Origin of the sequence: Natronobiforma cellulositropha, from assembly GCF_025629245.1 — an archaeon.
Classification (GTDB): Archaea; Halobacteriota; Halobacteria; order Halobacteriales; family Natrialbaceae; genus Natronobiforma; species Natronobiforma cellulositropha.
Map to the genome: position 1 here is coordinate 114,914 of NZ_JANZXN010000015.1, position 17,169 is coordinate 132,082.

The 17,169-nt window shown below is 65.6% G+C and carries 21 protein-coding genes; 15 read left to right on the top strand and 6 right to left on the bottom strand.

Annotated elements, in window-relative coordinates; genetic code table 11:
• The first annotated feature begins 7 nt into the window (after nucleotides 1–7).
• The 7 genes from N0B15_RS06235 (at nucleotide 8) to N0B15_RS06265 (ending at nucleotide 5,301) form a co-directional block, all read left to right on the top strand.
• Nucleotides 8–946 carry a hypothetical protein gene (locus N0B15_RS06235; RefSeq protein WP_263018709.1) on the top strand — a complete coding sequence of 313 codons (939 nt, stop codon included), beginning with the start codon at nucleotides 8–10 and terminating at the stop codon, nucleotides 944–946.
• Nucleotides 943–1,413 carry a hypothetical protein gene (locus N0B15_RS06240; RefSeq protein WP_263018710.1) on the top strand — a complete coding sequence of 157 codons (471 nt, stop codon included), beginning with the start codon at nucleotides 943–945 and terminating at the stop codon, nucleotides 1,411–1,413. Before N0B15_RS06235 ends, N0B15_RS06240 begins: the two co-directional genes overlap by 4 nt.
• A 39-nt stretch (nucleotides 1,414–1,452) precedes the next feature.
• Nucleotides 1,453–2,304 carry a putative sodium/potassium/calcium exchanger gene (locus tag N0B15_RS06245; RefSeq protein WP_263018711.1) on the top strand — a complete coding sequence of 284 codons (852 nt, stop codon included), beginning with the start codon at nucleotides 1,453–1,455 and terminating at the stop codon, nucleotides 2,302–2,304.
• A gap of 3 nt (nucleotides 2,305–2,307) precedes the next feature.
• Nucleotides 2,308–3,180: a DNA polymerase V family protein gene (locus N0B15_RS06250; protein ID WP_263018712.1), complete on the top strand. Its 873-nt coding sequence runs from the start codon at nucleotides 2,308–2,310 to the stop codon at nucleotides 3,178–3,180.
• Between the two features lie 125 nt (nucleotides 3,181–3,305).
• The gene (locus tag N0B15_RS06255; protein ID WP_263018713.1) at nucleotides 3,306–3,521 is read left to right on the top strand and encodes a hypothetical protein; all 216 of its coding nucleotides are present in this window, start codon (nucleotides 3,306–3,308) and stop codon (nucleotides 3,519–3,521) included.
• Between the two features lie 64 nt (nucleotides 3,522–3,585).
• Nucleotides 3,586–4,872: a histidinol dehydrogenase gene (gene hisD, locus N0B15_RS06260; RefSeq protein ID WP_263018714.1), complete on the top strand. Its 1,287-nt coding sequence runs from the start codon at nucleotides 3,586–3,588 to the stop codon at nucleotides 4,870–4,872.
• Nucleotides 4,873–4,932: 60 nt separating this feature from the next.
• Nucleotides 4,933–5,301 (top strand): HesB/IscA family protein, encoded by a 369-nt coding sequence (locus N0B15_RS06265; protein WP_263018715.1) that lies wholly within the window; start codon nucleotides 4,933–4,935, stop codon nucleotides 5,299–5,301.
• Nucleotides 5,302–5,319: 18 nt separating this feature from the next.
• Here the strand turns inward: N0B15_RS06265 and N0B15_RS06270 are convergent, their stop codons facing one another.
• Together N0B15_RS06270 and N0B15_RS06275 are read right to left on the bottom strand one after the other, a co-directional pair.
• Nucleotides 5,320–5,979: an O-methyltransferase gene (locus tag N0B15_RS06270; RefSeq protein ID WP_263018716.1), complete on the bottom strand. Its 660-nt coding sequence runs from the start codon at nucleotides 5,977–5,979 to the stop codon at nucleotides 5,320–5,322.
• Between the two features lie 52 nt (nucleotides 5,980–6,031).
• Entirely contained in the window at nucleotides 6,032–6,232 is a 201-nt protein-coding gene (locus tag N0B15_RS06275) for a dodecin (protein ID WP_263018717.1), read from the bottom strand.
• Nucleotides 6,233–6,341: 109 nt separating this feature from the next.
• Between N0B15_RS06275 and N0B15_RS06280 the strand changes: the two genes are divergently transcribed.
• A complete protein-coding gene (locus N0B15_RS06280; protein WP_263018719.1) occupies nucleotides 6,342–7,532 on the top strand; it encodes a pyridoxal-phosphate-dependent aminotransferase family protein in 1,191 nt (396 codons plus the stop codon).
• On the opposite strand, the gene N0B15_RS06285 is transcribed toward N0B15_RS06280, so the two are convergent.
• On the bottom strand, nucleotides 7,524–7,829 hold the full coding sequence (locus N0B15_RS06285; protein ID WP_263019212.1) for a DUF7116 family protein: 306 nt from the start codon (nucleotides 7,827–7,829) through the stop codon (nucleotides 7,524–7,526). The genes N0B15_RS06280 and N0B15_RS06285 overlap by 9 nt on opposite strands.
• Nucleotides 7,830–8,025: 196 nt before the next feature.
• Complete coding sequence (locus tag N0B15_RS06290; protein WP_263018720.1) at nucleotides 8,026–8,265, bottom strand: DUF5816 domain-containing protein; 240 nt, start codon at nucleotides 8,263–8,265, stop codon at nucleotides 8,026–8,028.
• A gap of 161 nt (nucleotides 8,266–8,426) precedes the next feature.
• Here N0B15_RS06290 and N0B15_RS06295 point away from each other — a divergent pair, with 161 nt between their 5' ends.
• On the top strand, nucleotides 8,427–8,837 hold the full coding sequence (locus tag N0B15_RS06295) for a universal stress protein (protein WP_263018722.1): 411 nt from the start codon (nucleotides 8,427–8,429) through the stop codon (nucleotides 8,835–8,837).
• A gap of 18 nt (nucleotides 8,838–8,855) precedes the next feature.
• On the opposite strand, the gene N0B15_RS06300 is transcribed toward N0B15_RS06295, so the two are convergent.
• Nucleotides 8,856–9,782, bottom strand: coding sequence for a mechanosensitive ion channel family protein (locus tag N0B15_RS06300; protein ID WP_263018723.1), 927 nt, complete (start codon nucleotides 9,780–9,782; stop codon nucleotides 8,856–8,858).
• 136 nt (nucleotides 9,783–9,918) lie between these two features.
• Between N0B15_RS06300 and trmB the strand changes: the two genes are divergently transcribed.
• The gene (gene trmB, locus N0B15_RS06305; protein WP_263018725.1) at nucleotides 9,919–10,980 is read left to right on the top strand and encodes an HTH-type sugar sensing transcriptional regulator TrmB; all 1,062 of its coding nucleotides are present in this window, start codon (nucleotides 9,919–9,921) and stop codon (nucleotides 10,978–10,980) included.
• 34 nt (nucleotides 10,981–11,014) lie between these two features.
• On the opposite strand, the gene N0B15_RS06310 is transcribed toward trmB, so the two are convergent.
• A complete protein-coding gene (locus N0B15_RS06310; RefSeq protein WP_263018727.1) occupies nucleotides 11,015–11,851 on the bottom strand; it encodes a DUF8054 domain-containing protein in 837 nt (278 codons plus the stop codon).
• A 379-nt stretch (nucleotides 11,852–12,230) separates the two neighbouring features.
• On the opposite strand from N0B15_RS06310, the gene N0B15_RS06315 reads away from it, so the two are divergent.
• The 5 genes from N0B15_RS06315 to N0B15_RS06335 are packed head-to-tail and all read left to right on the top strand — an operon-like array spanning nucleotide 12,231 to nucleotide 17,138.
• Nucleotides 12,231–13,676: an extracellular solute-binding protein gene (locus N0B15_RS06315; protein WP_263018728.1), complete on the top strand. Its 1,446-nt coding sequence runs from the start codon at nucleotides 12,231–12,233 to the stop codon at nucleotides 13,674–13,676.
• Nucleotides 13,677–13,679: 3 nt separating this feature from the next.
• A complete protein-coding gene (locus N0B15_RS06320) occupies nucleotides 13,680–14,702 on the top strand; it encodes a carbohydrate ABC transporter permease (RefSeq protein ID WP_263018729.1) in 1,023 nt (340 codons plus the stop codon).
• On the top strand, nucleotides 14,703–15,695 hold the full coding sequence (locus N0B15_RS06325) for a carbohydrate ABC transporter permease (RefSeq protein WP_263018730.1): 993 nt from the start codon (nucleotides 14,703–14,705) through the stop codon (nucleotides 15,693–15,695).
• A gap of 7 nt (nucleotides 15,696–15,702) precedes the next feature.
• Nucleotides 15,703–16,932, top strand: coding sequence for an ABC transporter ATP-binding protein (locus N0B15_RS06330; protein WP_263018731.1), 1,230 nt, complete (start codon nucleotides 15,703–15,705; stop codon nucleotides 16,930–16,932).
• A 2-nt stretch (nucleotides 16,933–16,934) separates the two neighbouring features.
• Nucleotides 16,935–17,138, top strand: a complete 204-nt coding sequence (locus tag N0B15_RS06335) for a DUF8005 family protein (protein WP_263018732.1) — start codon at nucleotides 16,935–16,937, stop codon at nucleotides 17,136–17,138.
• The last annotated feature ends 31 nt before the right edge of the window (nucleotides 17,139–17,169 follow it).

Below are 17,169 nucleotides of genomic sequence, written 5' to 3' on the forward strand. Positions count from 1 at the left end.
TTCGGCCATGGGCGACAGATCAGCGCGTGAACGCGACAGTGGCACCGGCGACCCCGCCCTCTCGAGGAGCGAAGGGATGGCGTGTGAGACGGGGAGACGAGTAGACAGGCGTTCACGCTCGCTCGTCACCGACGGTGGGTCCGACGCCGAGAGTGAAGAGTCGGCAGCCGACGAGCCAGCGGACGGCTCCGAGAGTGAGGCAGGTGACGACGAGAACGACGTGAGCGACGACGAGACGGACGAAGAAGCCGAGTCCGAATCCGAAGAAATGGACGAATCGGACGACGAGACGGACGACCAAGTCGAGTCCGAGCCGGACGAGACGGACGAGGAGGAGCGACCGACCGAAGACGACGACGCCGTCGGCGTCCACAGCGGCGACGCGGAGGCCGCCTACGAGAGCGACGATACCTCCGGCGTCCTCCACCTCGACCTCGACGGTCTCGCGCTCGACCTCCTCGGACTCGAGGTGAACTTGAACGAGGTCACCCTCGACGTCTCGGCCCGCCCGGGTGAGAACAACCTCCTCGGCAACCTGCTCTCGGGAGTCACCGGCCTACTCGATGGTCTCGCGATGTCGCCGCTCGAGGCGCTCACCGATCGGCTGAGTGGCCTGAAAGACACCATCACGGACGCGCTCCCCGGGTCGCCGCTCGGGTGGGTCCGCTCGAAACTCGGCGGCTTCAGAGAGCGACTCCCCAGCCCGCTCGAGGGGCGGGAGGTAGGAGACGGCGAGGAGTCCGAAGGGGGCTTCATCTCGTCGATTACGAGTTCCGTCCGGGGTGCGCTCGGACGCGTCGTCTCGGCGCTGCCGCTCGAGGACGTCATCGCCGTGGTCGTCCGCGCGGCCGTGCGCGGCCTGGTCCGCGGTGCGAGTGAGGTGACTGAGGAGGAGGAAGCGCAGCCAGAACCGGATGCGGCGCAGTCTGCGGAGGCACAATCATGAGTGACGAGACACTACTCCAGCGAATCGATTACGAGGAAGTCGTCGAGAAAGTCGACGTCGACGAGTTGCTCGAGGGTACCGCGTGGGAAGGAGAGATCGATACCGACGAGAACCTCGGTGCGGCAATCGGTGGTCTCGTCGGCGCGTTCGTCGGTCGGAAGGTCGGCGAAGCGATCGGCAAGTCGATCGGTGAGGCGCTGGTCGAGGAACTGCTCGGTGAGGACGAAGCGGACGAAGACGACGAGGAAGACGAAGAGAGCGAGGCCGAAGACGACGAGGAAGACGACGAGAGCGAGACCGAAGACGAGACGGACGAAGAGACGAGCGACGAGGGCGAGGAAGACGACGCGGAGACGAGCGACGACGGTGAAGAAAGCGATGCTGAGGCGAGCGACGAGAGTGAGGGAGAAGAAGCGGAAGCGAGCGGTGACGAGGAGGAGTCGTCCGAGGACAGTGATTCCGAGTGAGCACGACAGCGTCCTCCCGACCGACCCGAGGTGAGTACCGTGGCTGAAGAGGCTGTCGAGGAACTCTCGAGTCTGGTGCTCGAGGAAGCCACAGACCAGATCGACGCCGAGGCGCTCCTCGACGGCGGGTCGCTCGAGGAGCACATCTCGGCCGAGCGCGTCGGCGCAGCGGTCGGTGCGGAACTCGGCGAGCGAATCGGGCGCGAACTCGGGGAGACCATCGGACGCAGCGTCCACGAGTCGCTCGCGGCGGGTGTCGAACGCGGCGCCTCCATCGGCGAACTGGCGACCGAGGTCAAGGAGGCCGTCGTCGACGCCCTGCGGACGGTGACGGGGACCGACGAGGACGATGGTGACGGTCTCGCCTCGAGCGCTCGCGAGGCCGCCGACGAGGGCCGCGAACGAGTCGAGGACGTTACACCGGACCTGAGCGAGGAGGGAGACGACGACGGTGACGGTCTCGCCTCGAGCGCCCGCGAAGCCGCCGCGGAAGGCCGCGAGCGAGTCGAGGACGTCACGCCTGATCTGAAAGACGGCGAAGCGGAGGAGACGGTGAGCGACGAGGAAGACGAGGAGACGGCGAGCGAGGACGAAGAAGACGCCCCCTCGCTCCCCGACGCCGACGACCTCGGAGAGTTCCGTCGAGAGACCCTCTCGGAGTTTCTCGAACTCCTCTCCTATCGCGACCTGCAGTCGATTGCGAAGGACCTCGACGTTCGTGCAAACCTCACCCGCGAGGAGATGACCGAAGCGATTCTCGAGACGGTAGCCGACGACGCCGGCAGCGGCGACGGAACAGACGGCGAGAGCGCGGCGGCGGAAGAATCCGACGACGAAGCGGGCGCAGACGCCAGCAACGAACACGAAACCGAACGTGGTGAGACGGCGTGAGCGATGAGTGACGACCTCTCGGAACGGCTCACCGACCTCCTCGACGCCGCGGAGGCGGCCCTCGAGTCGGACGACGACGAAGCCCTCCTCGAGACGGCCGAAGAGGCGTCTTCGGTGCTCGAGGATGGACCCACCGAGGAGGTGCTCTCGGCGCTCGGCTTCGAGACGGGTGCCGACGGCCCGGGATCGATCCCCGAAGCCGTCCTGACCGGCGAGCGAGAGTCGGTTTCCGCGCTCAACGCGCTCGTCAAACTCGAGCGGCTGGCGGGCGGCGAAGAGCCGTCTTCGGACGCACGCTCCGCACTCGATGCGGCGCTCGAGGCACGAGCGCCAGCGGGTACTGCCGTCGACGAATCCGACGACGGAGCGAGCGACGAGAGCGAGGAGAGTACGGATGAGGGCGACGAAGAGAGTGCAGACGAGGGCGACGAAGAGAGTGCGGACGAGGGCGACGGAGAGGGTGCAGGTGAAGGCGACGAAGGGAGTGCGGATGACGAGAGCGAAGACGGAGAGCGCCGGGGAGACACGGACGGTGACGAGACGGTGACCGACCGCGTCGGTGAGACGCTCGAGGGTATCACTGAGGGAGTGGACGACGAGTCGCCGCTCGCGGACGCGGTCTCGGAGCGACTCGGTGCGTTCGGTGACGACCTCGAGGGACTTCGCGGGACGCTCGAGGGGGCGCTGGGGGACGACTCGAGCGAGGAACCGGGCGGCGAAGGTGAGACGGACGACGAGGACGACCCGCTGTTCGACTCGTTCGGTTCGTCGGAGTCGGCGAAGGGGACGATGTATTCGACGGTGGCTCCGCCGCCGTCAGAGCGTGCGGACATGCGCACGTCGACGCGTCACTCGACGATGCCGGACCGGAAGTGACGAGTCGGCCCGCAGTGCGGTAGCCGGATCGCTCGAGCCACTGGGCGGCGTTGTGACGACGGTCACGGCTCGCCGACGGCCGATTCGACCAGCAGTGTTTAGCGCCCGCCCGACCAGTGTTGCGTATGGACCAGCAGCGGTTCGTCACGCTCGCACTCCTGGCGTTCGGGCTCGTGGTCGCGAGTTTCGTCCTCCTTGGGACGACTCGCATCGTCGTCGGCTACCGGGAGGCCCAGCTCGTCTCCGCGCCGGTCGGCGTCGTCGGCTTCTCGCTGCTCGTCTCCCTCTCTGTCCGGGCGACGCTCGCGAAAGTCGGTCTCTGGCCGATCGACTCCTCGTGAGCACACTCGAGCGACGACCGGCCGAAGGGAAACCGTTTTTCACCGGCCCTGCGAACGCTCGTCTATGACTATCGACGTGAGGGACCTCGCTGATCTCGGCCCGGCGGACCGCGCGGCACTCTTCGAGCGCGACGCCGGTGTCGAGGCGGTCTCCGAAGACGTTCGCGGGATCGTCGAGCGCGTCCGCGAGGAGGGTGACGTCGCCGTCCGCGAGTTCACGAGCGAGTTCGACGGTGTCGAGGTCGGCAACCTCGAGATCACCGACGACGCCGAGCGCGCGCTCGAGCGGATCGACGACGACGTTCGCGAAGCGATCGAGACGGCCGTGGCGAACGTCCGTGCGTTCCACGAGGCACAGGTGCCGGAAGACTGGCGACGCGAGTTCGCCGACGGCCGAGAACTCGGCCGCCGCTTTCGCCCGCTCGAGCGCGTCGGCGTCTACGTTCCCGGCGGCACGGCGGCCTACCCCTCGAGTGCGATCATGGGTGTCGTTCCGGCGGTCGTCGCGGGCGTCGAACACGTCGTGGTCGTGACGCCGCCAGCCGAGGAGATCAACCCCGTCACGCTCGCGGCGGTTCACCTCGCCGGGGCGGACGCCGTCTACCGCGTCGGCGGCGCACAGGCCATCGGTGCGCTCGCCTACGGCACCGAGTCGCTCCCGCGCGTGCAGAAGATCGTCGGTCCCGGAAACAAGTGGGTCGCCGCGGCCAAAGGTGTGGTCCGCGGCGACGTCGAGATCGACTTCATCGCCGGGCCGAGTGAGATCGTCGTGGTCGCAGACGAGACGGCCGACCCGGCGTTCGTCGCGGCGGACCTGCTCGCACAGGCCGAACACGACCCGAACTCGCCGGTCGTCGCGGTGACCGACGATGCGGACACTGCGGACGCGATCGCGACGGCCGTCGAGTCGGGCCTCGAGTCGTGTTCGCGCGCAGAGATCGCCCGCGAAGCACTCGCGAACGACGCCAGCGGCGTCTTTCTCGCCCGCTCGATGAGCGAGGCGATCCTCTTCACCGAGTCGTTCGCCCCCGAACACCTCACCATCGTCGCCGACGACGACGAGGCGATCCTCGAGCGGATCGACAGCGCTGGAAGCGTCTTCCTGGGACCCCAGACCCCCGTCGCCGCGGGTGATTACGCCTCCGGGACGAACCACGTCCTGCCGACGAACGGCCGCGCACGCGTCACCGGTGGTCTCTCCGTCGAGACCTTCCTCCGGGCGACGACCGTCCAGCGCCTCTCGAGTGAGGGACTCGACTCGCTGGCCGACACCGTCACGACCCTCGCCGAAGCAGAGGGGCTCGACGCCCACGCCGAGAGCGTCCGGGTTCGAACGGAGCGCGAGGAGTGACGCTCGAGCGCTCGGGGAATCGGCGTCACAGTTAACATCGTTGCGACGAAACGAGAGAGTATGAGCACCGACAGCATGGAGGGCGGCGAGACGCGCCCCCGTATCGAGGTCACCGAGGCGGCCGCCGACCAGGCGCTCTCGTTACTCAGAGAGGAGGGTCTCGACACCGGCGAAGCGGGCCTGCGGATGTTCGTCCAGCAGGGTGGCTGTGCGGGTCTCTCCTACGGGATGCGCTTCGACACCGAACCCGAAGCGGACGACACGGTGTACGAACACCACGACCTGCGGGTCTTCGTCGACCCGGCGAGCCTGAAGTACATCGAAGGCAGCGTCCTCGACTACGAGAGCGGTCTCCAGGCCGAGGGCTTCCACGTCGAGAACCCGAACGTCGTCAGCGAGTGCGGCTGTGGCGAGTCGTTCCGGACCTGATACCGACTGTTCTCCGTCTCACGCGCGCTCTCGCGTCGAGACCGCCAGGCCGTTGCCGACCGGCACGAGTACGGTGTGAAAGTCCTCGTCCGCCCGCACGCGCTCGAGGTAGGCCGCGATGCCCTCCGTGTTCGCGTCGTCGGGGAGCGACGCGCCGGAGTCGACGTACGCGAGCAGGTCGGTCATCGAGACCGGGCCGCCCATCACGTTGTCGGCGACGACGACGCCGCCGACGGGGACCTTCTCGCGGACCGCCTCGAACGCGTCGGCGTAGCGGGTCTTCTGGTGGTCGATGAGGACCACGTCGAACGGGCCGTCGTGGCGGTCGATCGCTTCCATCGCGTCGCCGTGTTCGAACGTCGCGCGGTCCGCGAGATCGGCTGACTCGAGGAATCGTCGCCCCTGCTCGAGTTCGTCGCGGTCGAACTCCGTGAGGACGATTTCGGCCCGCTCGCTGCCGGCGAGGAACCAGCTCGCGGAGTAGCCGAAGCCGGAGCCGAACTCGAAGATGCGTTCTGCGCGCGTCGCCGCGGCGAGCGACCGGAGAACGCCGCCCGCACCGGGACCGATGATCGGGAAGTCGTGTTCGGCCGCGAACGCGGCCATCCGTTCCTGTAGCTCGTCGTGGTCGGGTCCGACCGCGCGAACGTAGCGCTCGACCTCCTCGGTAGGTGCCATAGCGGGGAGAGGGAGGCCCGCTACTTGTCTCTCACGACCGGGTCAGTCCGGGTCAGTCCTCGAGTTCGAACGCCACGGTGACCTCGGCCTGGTACTCTCGTTCGTCGACGCTCGCGATTTCGACGCCGAGTTCGTCGACTTCGGCCCAGTAGACGTTCTGGAGGGTCGACTCGGCGCGGTCGATGGCGTCGTCTGCGGCGTCGTCGAAGCTCTCGGTGCTCGTGCCGATCAGGGTAATCTTCTTGAATACCATGTCATCGACTATCACTGTCTGTCACTATAAACGTAGGTCGTCCACTTTCGAGTCAGGGGCGTCTGCCGCGGCGTGAACGTTTTTGAGGATTCACCCTGTGTCACGGGATATGACCGGACCGACGCCGCCGGAGACCGACGAACTCACACCGCCGACGCGGACACTGATGGGACCGGGACCGAGTGACGTGCATCCACGTGTGCTACGCGCGATGGCCACGCCGCTGGTCGGCCACCTCGACCCGTCGTTCATCGAGGTGATGAACGAGGTCCAGGACCTGCTGCGTTACACCTTCCGGACGGACAACGAGTGGACGATTCCCGTTTCAGGTACCGGCTCGGCGGCGATGGAGGCCGCTATCGCCAACGTCCTCGAGCCCGGCGAGACGATGCTCGTTCCGACGAACGGCTACTTCGGCGGACGCATGGCGGAGATGGCCCGTCGCGCTGGCGGCACCGTCGTCACCGTCGACGCACCGTGGGGCGAGCCACTCGAGCCAGCGGCGGTCGAACGCGCCCTCGCCGAACACGACCCCGACGTGTTCGGATTCGTCCACGCGGAGACGAGTACGGGCGTCCTCCAGCCCGACGTGCCTGCGCTCACCGAGGCGGCACACGGTCACGACGCGCTCGTGATCGCCGACACCGTCACCTCCATCGGCGGCGTCGAACTCCGCGTCGACGAGTGGGGGATCGACGTCGCCTACGCCGGTGGACAGAAGTGTCTCTCCTGTCCGCCGGGAGCGAGTCCACTGACGCTCTCGGAGGAGGCGATGGCGAAGGTGCTCGCCCGCGAGGACCCGGTCCGGTCGTGGTACCTCGACCTCTCGTTGCTCGAGGGCTACTGGGGGGAGGAGCGCTCGTATCACCACACGGCACCGGTCACGAACGTCTACGCGCTGCGCGAGGCGCTCAGGCTGGTCGCGAACGAGGGGATCGACGCGCGCTGGGCCCGCCACGAACGGCTGGCTGGCGCGCTGAAAGCCGGCGTCGAGGCGATGGGACTCGAGATGAACACCTCGAGCGAGTACAGGCTGGCGAGTCTGAACGCGGTTCGCGTCCCCGACGGGGTCGACGACGGAGCGGTCTGCGCTGCCCTGCTCGAGCGCTACGACCTCGAGATTGCGGGCGGACTCGGCGACCTCGCCGGTGACATCTTCAGAATTGGGTGTATGGGTCACTCGGCGCGGCCGGAGAACGTGGTGTTCGTGGTGGCTGCGCTGGGTGACGTTCTCGAATCGATGGGTGCCGACGTCGACCCCGACGCGGGTGTCGGGGCGACGCGTGCAGCGTTACGCTGAGGCTTTCGGTCCCGGCGGAGCGCGCTCGACCTGGTAGTCGTCGCCGTCGACGACGATGATCGCCCACTCGTAGTCGGGGTCCTGGTACCGAAGCCGGTCCTCGAGTTCGTCTGCGTCTTCCGGTTGCGCGACGAAACAGTGGAACTCGCCCGACGGGGTGGAGAGTTCCGGTGTCTCGAGCACGGTGCTGACGTGGACTACTTTCCACTCCCGCTCGGCGCGAAAGTCCGGCCCGTTGCCTTCGACGGTGTATCCGAGCTCTGCGAAAATCGACCTGGCCTGCTCGACGAGTCGCATGTTAACAGGACCCATTCAGTAACGTGTACGGTAGCGACTATGATAAGCCTTGTCATCCCACACAGTTCTGCCGCTGCTTACCAGACGTTCGGCCACCGGTTCCGCAGTATGGTAGTCGTCTGTATGCCCTATCCGAGTTCGGGGTGGTGGACGGACACAAACACCCTGGATTGGTTCTCGAGTGGTGATTTTCGACTCACTCGTGGGCTGCGTCCCACTCGGTGGCCTTCCGGAAGTTCCCACACCGGTTGCACTGAATGCGCCCCATCGCGTCCATCGCGTTGTCGAAGCTCTCGCAGTTCGTACAGAACCAGCCGTAGCGGTCCGTCCGCTCGGGGGAGGCGTACGCCGCGAGAAACGGTCCCTTCGAGCCACGGTCGCCCTCCGATCGAGAGACGTAGACCTCCGTGCCGTCCTCGGTCGACTTCGCGTTCATGGGCGTCCGTACTCGTTCTCGCCGTAAATGCGTATCTTCTCGTTCCACCTGGCGCGAGCGGAGAGCGCAGGTCTCGACGAGCCATCTCGCTCGAGCGTTCGCCGGCCGAATCACCGCAGAAACTGAAAGGTTTACCCGCACCCGCCGCGTTCGCTTGCGTGATGACGCTGGTCGTGGTCCCCGTACGCTACCCGCTGACGGAACACTCGCGACGGACCTTAGGGCGTGCGCTCGAGGTCTCTCGCGAACACGATGCCGCCCTGACGGTCTTACACGTGAACCTCTATCAGGACGGGCGGAAGGTGACGCGGACCGACCTCAAACGGGCGGTCGAGCGACGGTTCGGGAGAGTCGAGAACGTTCGTTACGTCGTCCGGACCGGATTTTTAGTCGAGGAGAGTATTCTGGACGAAGTGGCCGCCGAGGAGGCGGACATCGTCGTCATCGGCCACAAACAGGCGAGTCGCTGGCGGCGAATCTTCCGGCGGTTCACCGACAACCCGAACATCGACCGCTACCTCCGGAACCACCTCGACTGTGAAGTGATCACCGTCGAGGGGACCTCGATCTGAACACACGTTGGTGCGTCCTCACTCGTCGCTCGAGTCGACGCGCACGCGTGCCGTGCCGCTCGTCCCGTCGAACACGTGGTGCGTGTGGGGGTAAGCGAATTCGACGTCAGCGTCCGCGAGTCGCGTCCACAGTTCTTCCTGTACTGCAGACCGTGCGCCGAGCAGGCGGTAGGGGTGTTTCACCCAGAAACGCAGCGTGAGGAGGACGCCGCTGTCGCCGTACTCGTCGATGTCACAGGTCGGTGCTGCCGAGTAGCGTGCACTGCCGATGCGGATGTCCGGACCGCCGGTGATGACGTCGTCGGCGGCGCTCGCGGCCCGGACGGCGAGACGACGTGCCTGGTCGATGTCGCTCTCGTAGGTGACCTCGAACTGGATGGGGACTCGCGTCCGCTCGTCCTCCGCCGAGTAGTTGATGACGTCGCGCTCTCTGATCTCCGAGTTCGGGATGACGATGAACGTATTCTCGAGGGTGAAAATCTTCGTATACCGGATCGTGATGTCCTCGACGAAGCCACGGTGGCCCGCGTCCGGGAGTTCGATCATGTCACCGATTTCGTAGGGGCGGTCGGCGAGGACGAACAGGCCGTTGACGAAACTCCCGACCAGGGGTGCGAGGATCACACCGACGACGGCCGAGAAGACCGTCACCGACAACAGGAGTTCGAACCCGTCGAAGAGTATCGTCGCGACGACCAGGAGCGTAACGCCGAGGATGATCGCCCGGATGCCACGCAGAATCGTCCGCGTGACGCTCGGCCGCTCGACCCGCTGGGCGACCGTCCGCGCAGTGAGTCGAACCACGAGTTTCGAGAGGTACCACCCGATAGCGAGGACGACGAGGGCGAGCACCAGCGACCCCACCCCCTCCGGGAGACCGATGCCGACGGTCTCCTCGAGTCTGCCGGTCAGGTTCCCGGTGTCACCCAGTACGTCCTCCTCCATGCGCTGATTCTCATGCGCTCGACGGTTAAGCATTCTGTCCGACGGGACCGACGTCGTCGAACACTACTCGATTTCGAAACAAAGTGTTACTCGGAACACAATAATACGTTTATCGACGGCTCCCGTCGACTCGGCTATGGCGAGAGACGAACTCCGCTCGACCGTCGAACGTGTCGGCGACCGCTTCAACCTCGGCGAGTACGAGATTGACGCGTACCTGGCCGTCTTAGAACACGGCACGCTGACGGCGAGTGAGATCGCAGACAGTACGAGTATCCCCCAGCCACGAGTCTACGACACGGTCCGGAGCCTGAGCGACCGCGGACTCGTCGAACTCCGTGAATCCAGGCCGATGCAGGTCGTCGCCATCGACCCGACCGACGCCTTCGACGACGTCCACGCCGCACTCGAGGAGATGATCGACGAACTCGAGGCGCGGTTCACTGCTCCGGCGCGCGACACCGAGGCGGTCTCGCTCGTGAAATCCCGCTCGACGATCCTCCGGTACATCGAGGAGGTGATCGACGCCGCCGAGTACGAACTCGCGTTGTCGTTGACGCCGGACCTGCTCGAGCGCTTCGAGGACGACCTGATGCGTGCACGCGCGAGCGGTGTCAGTACGGACCTGCTCATCACGCCCGCCGCGGACGCGCCCTCACCGGAGGAGTACGCGTACACGGAGGTCGCGACGGCCGCACGGGCGCGCCGGGGGATTACGACGCCGGTGATCGCCGTCGCCGACGGCACCTACTCGATCTACGCCACCCAGGACGCCTTACGCGACGACCAGGACCGCTACGGCGTCATCTTCAACCGGTCTGCACTCGGCTTTCTGATCTCCGGATTCTTCGGGACCGTCCTCTGGACGACCGCGGAGACCACCCTCGGCGAGGACACGGAGAGCCGACCGTTCCCGCGCCGCTACGCCTCCATCCGCCGCTGCGTCAAAGAACTGATCGACGCCGGCGGCGAGTTCTACGCGACGATCGACGGCCGCGACGTCGAATCCGGCCGCTCGAGAGTCGTCCGCGGGAAAGTCACCGACGTCTCCTTCGAGATGACCGAAGAGGTCGCCGCCCTCTCGCTCGAGACCGACGACGGAATCGTCACCGTCGGCGGCCGGGTCGCCGCACTCGAGGAGATCGAAGCCTACGAGATCCGCGTCGGCCGCCACCGGCCACCGGCCTACGAGGAGTGAGCGTCGGTCGGCCGCCGTCCGTCGCTGTGTGCGGTCACCGGAATGTGAACAGCCGAACCGAACACGACTGACAGACGAGTTTCTCCGCGGGCGTCTTTCCGACCGGCGTCACCTCTCCACAGCAGGTCGACGCCGAGACAACCAGTTCCGCATCACAGAGCGGGCAGTGCTCGAGCAAACTCCGGAGCGGTCGCCCCGCGGCCAGCCGAATCCGCTCGTCGGTGACCGTCTCCTCGAGCGCCCGCATCGCGGCGAGTTCGGCGACGGCGATGGCGTGGGGCAGTAACACGATCGGACCCGCAACGGGGTCGAGAACGACGTAGGACCGCCCCCAGCGCGTCTTCGGATACGCCTCGAGCGTGTCCGGCGTCAGGTCGTCGGCGGCGCGCGCGAGGTCGGCTAGCTCACGCTCGCGCAAGCGGGTCGTCTCCTCGCGCCAGCGCGTTCGAAACGTCGGGTCGAGGTCGAGCGTGTCACCGTCGGCGACGAGGACGCCGGTCTCGAGGAGCGTCTCGAGGACGGCGTCACCGCTCGGTGCGTCCGCCTCCTGGCCCGTTTCACCGGCCGTGTCGGGCGAGGCGTCGCCGGTGTCGGCCAGTGATCCGGGCGCTCGCTCGTGGTCGAACGGATCGCCGGGGAGCACTGAGACCAGTTGCGGAGCGAAGCGAGGCGTGTACGGCACGAGGTAGCCGCGCAGGGCGATCACACAGACGCCGACGAGGAACAACACGCCAGCGAGTGCCGGCTGGCCGAGGAAGACGACGACCGTGACGCCCATCCAGAGGAGGACGACGTTGACGACCGTACACGGCCAGCAGCGGTTCTCGCCGGTGAACGCTGGCTCGCGGACTCGCTCTACGAGAGTGGCCATGGACCCAGTTCTGGAGCCGACGGCTTGAGCGTAGCGACCGTTGTCAGCGCGCGCCACGGTTCGTTCACCGACGGTGCGACGGGAGACGGCTGCGTGGCGGCCGGCGGCCACCGACCGTGTGAGAGCCAGCAACGGCAAGCTCAGGTCCCACCGTTCGGTCCCATTACCGACAGGCAGTGGAGGTATGCAGAGACAAACCGCATACAGGCGGTGTGACGATGGTGTACACGCTCGGCCGATAGATTACTACTACATAAGTAAATCGATCGTGGTAAGATTATCTTTCTGTGAGTGTACGCAGTCTCCGACTTTCTCCTTTTCGACACCTGTTGTATCGCTCGAATCAAATATAAACGCCTGTACACCGGAGTACACTGGTATGCCTGAGAAGGATTCACACGGTGCAAGTGGCAGGGGTGTCTCCAGACGGACCTTCGTGAAGGCCGCCGGCGCTTCCGGTGCGGCCGTGAGCATGGCCGGGTGTATCTACGGGAACGGCGGTCCCGGTGAAGACGCCGTCGTCTTCGGGTTCGACCCCGACTCCGCACAGGAAGTCGGCGACGAGATTATCGACCTCTACTACGAGAACGGTCTCAGCGAGGAGGTCGAACTCGAGTTACAGCCCGGGGCCTCTGACACCGGTGAACGCCGGGACAACTACGAGACGCTGCTCGATACCGGAGAGACCGAACCCGACATCATGCTGATGGACAACGGCTGGGTGAACATCTTCATCCAGCAGGGGCTGATCGCGAACATGAGCGACGTCCTCGACGACGAGGATATCGAGCGCCTCGATACCGAGTACTTCGAGGCGTTCACCGACACGGCCAGAGACCCCGAGACCGACGACATCTACGGCGTGCCACTGTTCCCTGACTTCGGGACGATGCAGTACCGCAAGGACTACGCACGCGAGGCGGGCTACGACGACGACGACTTCGAGGAGTGGGCGACCGAGCCGATGACCTGGGAGGAGTGGTCGCAGATTACCGCCGAGATGGTCGAGACCTCCGACGCGAGTTTCGGTCTCTCGACGCAGTTCGCCATCTACGAGGGGACCTCCTGTTGTTCGTTCAACGAGGTGCTCACCTCCTGGGGTGGCGGCTACTTCGGCGGCGAACCCGACCTGTTCGGTCCCGTCGGCGACCGTGAGGTCACCGTTGACGAGTCCGAGTTCGTCGACGCGCTCGCGATGATGCGGACGTTCGTCGACGGCGACGACCCGAACGCGCTCGATGAGTTCGAGGGCGACCTCGCACCGACGGACATCACCGAGTGGTCGGAAGACGAGTCGTTCCCGCAGATGGAAAACGGCAGCGCCGCGATGCACCGCAACTGGCCGTACGCCATCGCCGCTCTCGGCGAGGAGTTCGGCACCGACAACTACGGGACGATGCCGATTCCGTACGCCGTCTCCGAGGAAGACGCCGCCCAGGAGGGTATGGGCGGCACCGCCTCCGCACTCGGTGGCTGGCACATCGTCCTGAACCCGAACTCCGAACGCCAGGAGGACGCCCTCGAAGTCATCCAGACCTCGATGGTCGACGAGTTCAACCTCGGCCTGCTGGAACTGTGGGGCTGGCTCCCACCGAAGCCCGAACTCTTCGAGTCGGAGGAAGCCGAACAACTCGAGCCCATCGGCGAGTACATGGATACCCTCCGGGTCGCCGGTGAGAACGCCGTCGCCCGGCCGGTGACCGAGGTGTGGCCGACCCAGGCCGAACTGATCGCCCAGGAGGCAAACAGCGCCGTGGCAGGGACGAAATCCCCCGAGGAGGCCGCCGCAGACCTCCAGTCCGGGCTCGAGCAAACGGAGACCTGATCGATGGCCGCAGAGACAGACGAGAGCGGGCCCACGCGTGAGACCCGCCGTTCGGGACCGCTCGTGGCGATCACTCGCTGGATGGAGAACCTCGGGGAGACCGGCTTCGCGTACCTCCTGCTGACGCCGGTGTTCGTCCTCCTCGGGGCGATCGCGCTCTATCCGCTCTTGCGGACGCTCGAGCTCTCACTGTACACCAACATCATCGGTGTTGGTGAGCCCGAGTTCGTCGGTCTCGACCACTACGTCAGCCTGTTCACCGGCGCGTCCGACCCCTGGCTCCCCGGGACGTCGGCGTTCCTCTGGGGTGACGTAACGCTCAGCAGTACGTTCCCGTTCATCCACGTCGAGGGGCTGTTACGGAGCGCCCTCGCGGTGACGCTCATATTCACGCTCGTGAGCGTCTTCTTCGAGACGATCATCGGCTTCGGCCAGGCACTCGTCTTAGACCAGGAGTTCCGGGGCCGGAGCTGGGTCCGCGTCGCCATCATCATCCCGTGGGCGATTCCCATCGTCATCCAGGGGATGATCTTCTACCTGATGTTCCACCCGAGTACCGGCTTCGCGACCGAGTACCTCGGCGCGTGGGGCATCGTCGCCGAGACGAACACGCTCAACGATCCGTTCAGTTCGCTGTTGATCGTCACCGTCGCCGACATCTGGAAGACCTCCGCGTTCATGGCGCTGCTCATCCTCGCGGGTCTCCAGAGCATCGACCGCAGCCTCTACGACGTCGCCCGGGTCGCGGGCGCCTCGCGCTGGCAGCAGTTCAAGCTGATCACCTTCCCGCTCATCCTCCCGACGCTCGGCGTCGCCATCCTCTTCCGGACGATCGACGCCATGCGCGTCTACGGACTGATCGACTCGGTCTCGAGCTGTACCGTCGTCCCCTCGCTCTCGTGTATGGTCGTCGCGACGTTCGGCAGCCAGCGCGGACTGGCGTCGGCTATCGCGTTCGTCACGGCCATCATCATCGGGATCGCCGTCCTCGGCGTCATCTACCAGCAGTACAAGGAGGGGATCTAGATGGCCGCAGAGACGCCGACGGAGACCCAGCCACGGACGGACGAGACGGAGCGTGAAGGACCGCTCGCGCGCTGGACCCAGGGTGTGATTTCGGACCCCGACCGGCGAAAACTGTTGTACCGGGCGTTGTTCTACGTCATCACGCTCTTCTTCCTCGTGACGACGCTGTTTCCGTTCTACTGGCTGCTGGTACTCGCGCTGACGCCGAACAGCCTCATCCTCGCCGGTGACTGGGATCTGCCGTTCCTGCGCCCACAGGGGTTCAACCCCGAGGCGTTCGTCGAGGTGTTCCAGCAGATTCCGTTCCACCTCTACGTGTTCAACAGCTTCGTCCTCGCGACGGCGACGACGATCATCGTCATCGTCATCGCGAGCCTCGCGGGCTACGTCTTCGGCCGGCTCAGCTTCCCCGGCCGGGGCCCGCTGATGCTCGCCATCCTGATGGTCTCGTACTTCCCGCCAGCGGCGTTTCTCATCCCGCTGTTCGAGGCGTTCACTGGCAACGTGATCGTGATTCCCTTCCTCGGGATTCCGCTGTTCGAACCGCCGCGGCTGGTCAACACCCCTGGCTCGATGGTCCTCCCGTTCAGCGCGCTCTTCCTCCCGCTGTCGATTTTCATCCTCACCACCTTCTACGCACAGATCCCGGACGGCTTAGAGGACGCCGCTCGAGTCGAGGGTACCACCCGTCTCGGCGCACTGTTCAGAGTCATCATGCCGCTGTCGGCGCCCGGCGTGGCGACGGCCGCGGTGTTGACGTTCATCGCCGTCTACAACGAGTACTTCTTCAGTTCGATCATGGCGCTCGGCAACGAGCCCCAGCAGTGGTCGCCGCTGGTCGGCGGCCTGTTGCAGTACCAGTCGCTGTACTCGACGGAGTTCAACCTCATGGCCGCGGCGAGTATCGTCGGGGTGCTCCCCGTCGTCATCCTCGTCGTCGTCGCCCAGGAACGCATCGTGAGCGGACTGACCGCTGGCGCACTCAAAGAGTAACAAACCAATGGCACGAGTTACCCTCGAACACATCACGAAACGCTACGAAGACGTCACCGCAGTCGACGACATGAACGTCGAGATCAGAGACGGCGAGTTCGTCTGTCTCGTCGGTCCCTCCGGCTGTGGGAAGTCGACGACGATGGAGATCGTCGCCGGTCTCACCACGCCCACCGAGGGCACGGTCTTCATCGGCGACGCCGACGTGACGAAACTGCCGCCGAAAGACCGCGGCGTCGCGATGGTCTTTCAGAACATCGCGCTCTTTCCCCACATGAACGTCTGGGAGAACATCTCGTTCGGTCTCCGCCTCCGGAAGTTCGACACCGACGAGATCGACCGGCGGGTCGAACACGCCGCCGACATCGTCCAGCTCGAGGGCATGTTAGAGCGGATGCCCGACGAGATGTCCGGCGGCCAGCGCCAGCGCGTCGCCATCGCCCGCGCCATCGTCCGCAACCCGGACGTGTTCCTGATGGACGAACCGCTCGCGAACCTGGACGCGAAACTGCGCGTCCACATGCGCACCGAACTCCAGCGCCTGCACAAAGAACTCGACACGACGATCATCTACGTCACTCACGACCAGGCCGAAGCGATGACGATGTCCGATCGCATCGCCGTCATCAACGCAGGCCGTCTCCAACAGATCGACCCGCCGCTGATCTGCTACAACGAACCGGCGAACCTCTTCGTCGCCGGCTTCATCGGGTCGCCGTCGATGAACTTCGTCGAGGGAGACCTCACCCGTGACGGGCTGGAGACGCCGAACTTCTCAGTCGAGTTCGACCCCTCACAGGTTCCGAACGCGACCGTCGGCGACCGACTGACTCTCGGCATCAGGCCCGAGGACGTCTTCCTCGAGCACCGCGCGGGCAATCTCGAGACGACGACCGACCCCATCGACGCGGTCACCGACGTGCTCGAGCCGATGGGCGACGAAATCTTCGTCTACCTCCTGCTCGACGAGTCGGCCGAACGGTCGATGGAAGACGCCCTCGCGACGCCGAATCAGTTGCTGATGAGCGTCAGCCCCGACACGGAGATTCACGAAGACGAACGGACGAACGTCGTCCTCGACCGCTCGAAGGTCCACCTCTTCGACACCGACACGGGCGAAGCGCTCGTCCACGGTATCGACGACCTCCCCGGTCCCACCGCAGGTGCCGACACCGGTGCGGGGACGGCGGGAACTGAAACCCGTGCCACCGGGTCGGGCACTGACACGGAGCGCTGACCATGCTCGAGTGGGTTGTGCTCTTCTACCTGGTCGGCGTGTTCGTCCTCTTTTTCTTCTGGATCTACGGCATCGTGTCGTTCGCGCTCGATCTGAAGAACAAGATCGTCCCCGGCATCAGACGCTACCGGCGTGGGCGGGCCGCCATCGAGGAGAAACGCGAGCGAGAGGACAGACGGGAGGAAGAAGAACGACAGCTTTACTGATCGGTGCGTGCGTAGGCTGGCTATACTAAGG

What these genes read in the sequence shown, in the direction of transcription:
- N0B15_RS06330 (WP_263018731.1), top strand. Translation starts at nt 15,703, where the DNA reads ATGGCACGAGTTACCCTCGAACACATCACGAAACGCTACGAAGACGTC.
- N0B15_RS06280 (WP_263018719.1), top strand. Translation starts at nt 6,342, where the DNA reads ATGACCGGACCGACGCCGCCGGAGACCGACGAACTCACACCGCCGACG.
- N0B15_RS06285 (WP_263019212.1), bottom strand. Translation starts at nt 7,829, where the DNA reads ATGCGACTCGTCGAGCAGGCCAGGTCGATTTTCGCAGAGCTCGGATAC.
- N0B15_RS06295 (WP_263018722.1), top strand. Translation starts at nt 8,427, where the DNA reads ATGACGCTGGTCGTGGTCCCCGTACGCTACCCGCTGACGGAACACTCG.
- trmB (WP_263018725.1), top strand. Translation starts at nt 9,919, where the DNA reads ATGGCGAGAGACGAACTCCGCTCGACCGTCGAACGTGTCGGCGACCGC.
- N0B15_RS06315 (WP_263018728.1), top strand. Translation starts at nt 12,231, where the DNA reads ATGCCTGAGAAGGATTCACACGGTGCAAGTGGCAGGGGTGTCTCCAGA.
- N0B15_RS06300 (WP_263018723.1), bottom strand. Translation starts at nt 9,782, where the DNA reads ATGGAGGAGGACGTACTGGGTGACACCGGGAACCTGACCGGCAGACTC.
- N0B15_RS06240 (WP_263018710.1), top strand. Translation starts at nt 943, where the DNA reads ATGAGTGACGAGACACTACTCCAGCGAATCGATTACGAGGAAGTCGTC.
- N0B15_RS06325 (WP_263018730.1), top strand. Translation starts at nt 14,703, where the DNA reads ATGGCCGCAGAGACGCCGACGGAGACCCAGCCACGGACGGACGAGACG.
- N0B15_RS06265 (WP_263018715.1), top strand. Translation starts at nt 4,933, where the DNA reads ATGAGCACCGACAGCATGGAGGGCGGCGAGACGCGCCCCCGTATCGAG.
- hisD (WP_263018714.1), top strand. Translation starts at nt 3,586, where the DNA reads ATGACTATCGACGTGAGGGACCTCGCTGATCTCGGCCCGGCGGACCGC.
- N0B15_RS06290 (WP_263018720.1), bottom strand. Translation starts at nt 8,265, where the DNA reads ATGAACGCGAAGTCGACCGAGGACGGCACGGAGGTCTACGTCTCTCGA.
- N0B15_RS06310 (WP_263018727.1), bottom strand. Translation starts at nt 11,851, where the DNA reads ATGGCCACTCTCGTAGAGCGAGTCCGCGAGCCAGCGTTCACCGGCGAG.
- N0B15_RS06255 (WP_263018713.1), top strand. Translation starts at nt 3,306, where the DNA reads ATGGACCAGCAGCGGTTCGTCACGCTCGCACTCCTGGCGTTCGGGCTC.
- N0B15_RS06320 (WP_263018729.1), top strand. Translation starts at nt 13,680, where the DNA reads ATGGCCGCAGAGACAGACGAGAGCGGGCCCACGCGTGAGACCCGCCGT.
- N0B15_RS06250 (WP_263018712.1), top strand. Translation starts at nt 2,308, where the DNA reads ATGAGTGACGACCTCTCGGAACGGCTCACCGACCTCCTCGACGCCGCG.
- N0B15_RS06270 (WP_263018716.1), bottom strand. Translation starts at nt 5,979, where the DNA reads ATGGCACCTACCGAGGAGGTCGAGCGCTACGTTCGCGCGGTCGGACCC.
- N0B15_RS06335 (WP_263018732.1), top strand. Translation starts at nt 16,935, where the DNA reads ATGCTCGAGTGGGTTGTGCTCTTCTACCTGGTCGGCGTGTTCGTCCTC.
- N0B15_RS06275 (WP_263018717.1), bottom strand. Translation starts at nt 6,232, where the DNA reads ATGGTATTCAAGAAGATTACCCTGATCGGCACGAGCACCGAGAGCTTC.
- N0B15_RS06235 (WP_263018709.1), top strand. Translation starts at nt 8, where the DNA reads ATGGGCGACAGATCAGCGCGTGAACGCGACAGTGGCACCGGCGACCCC.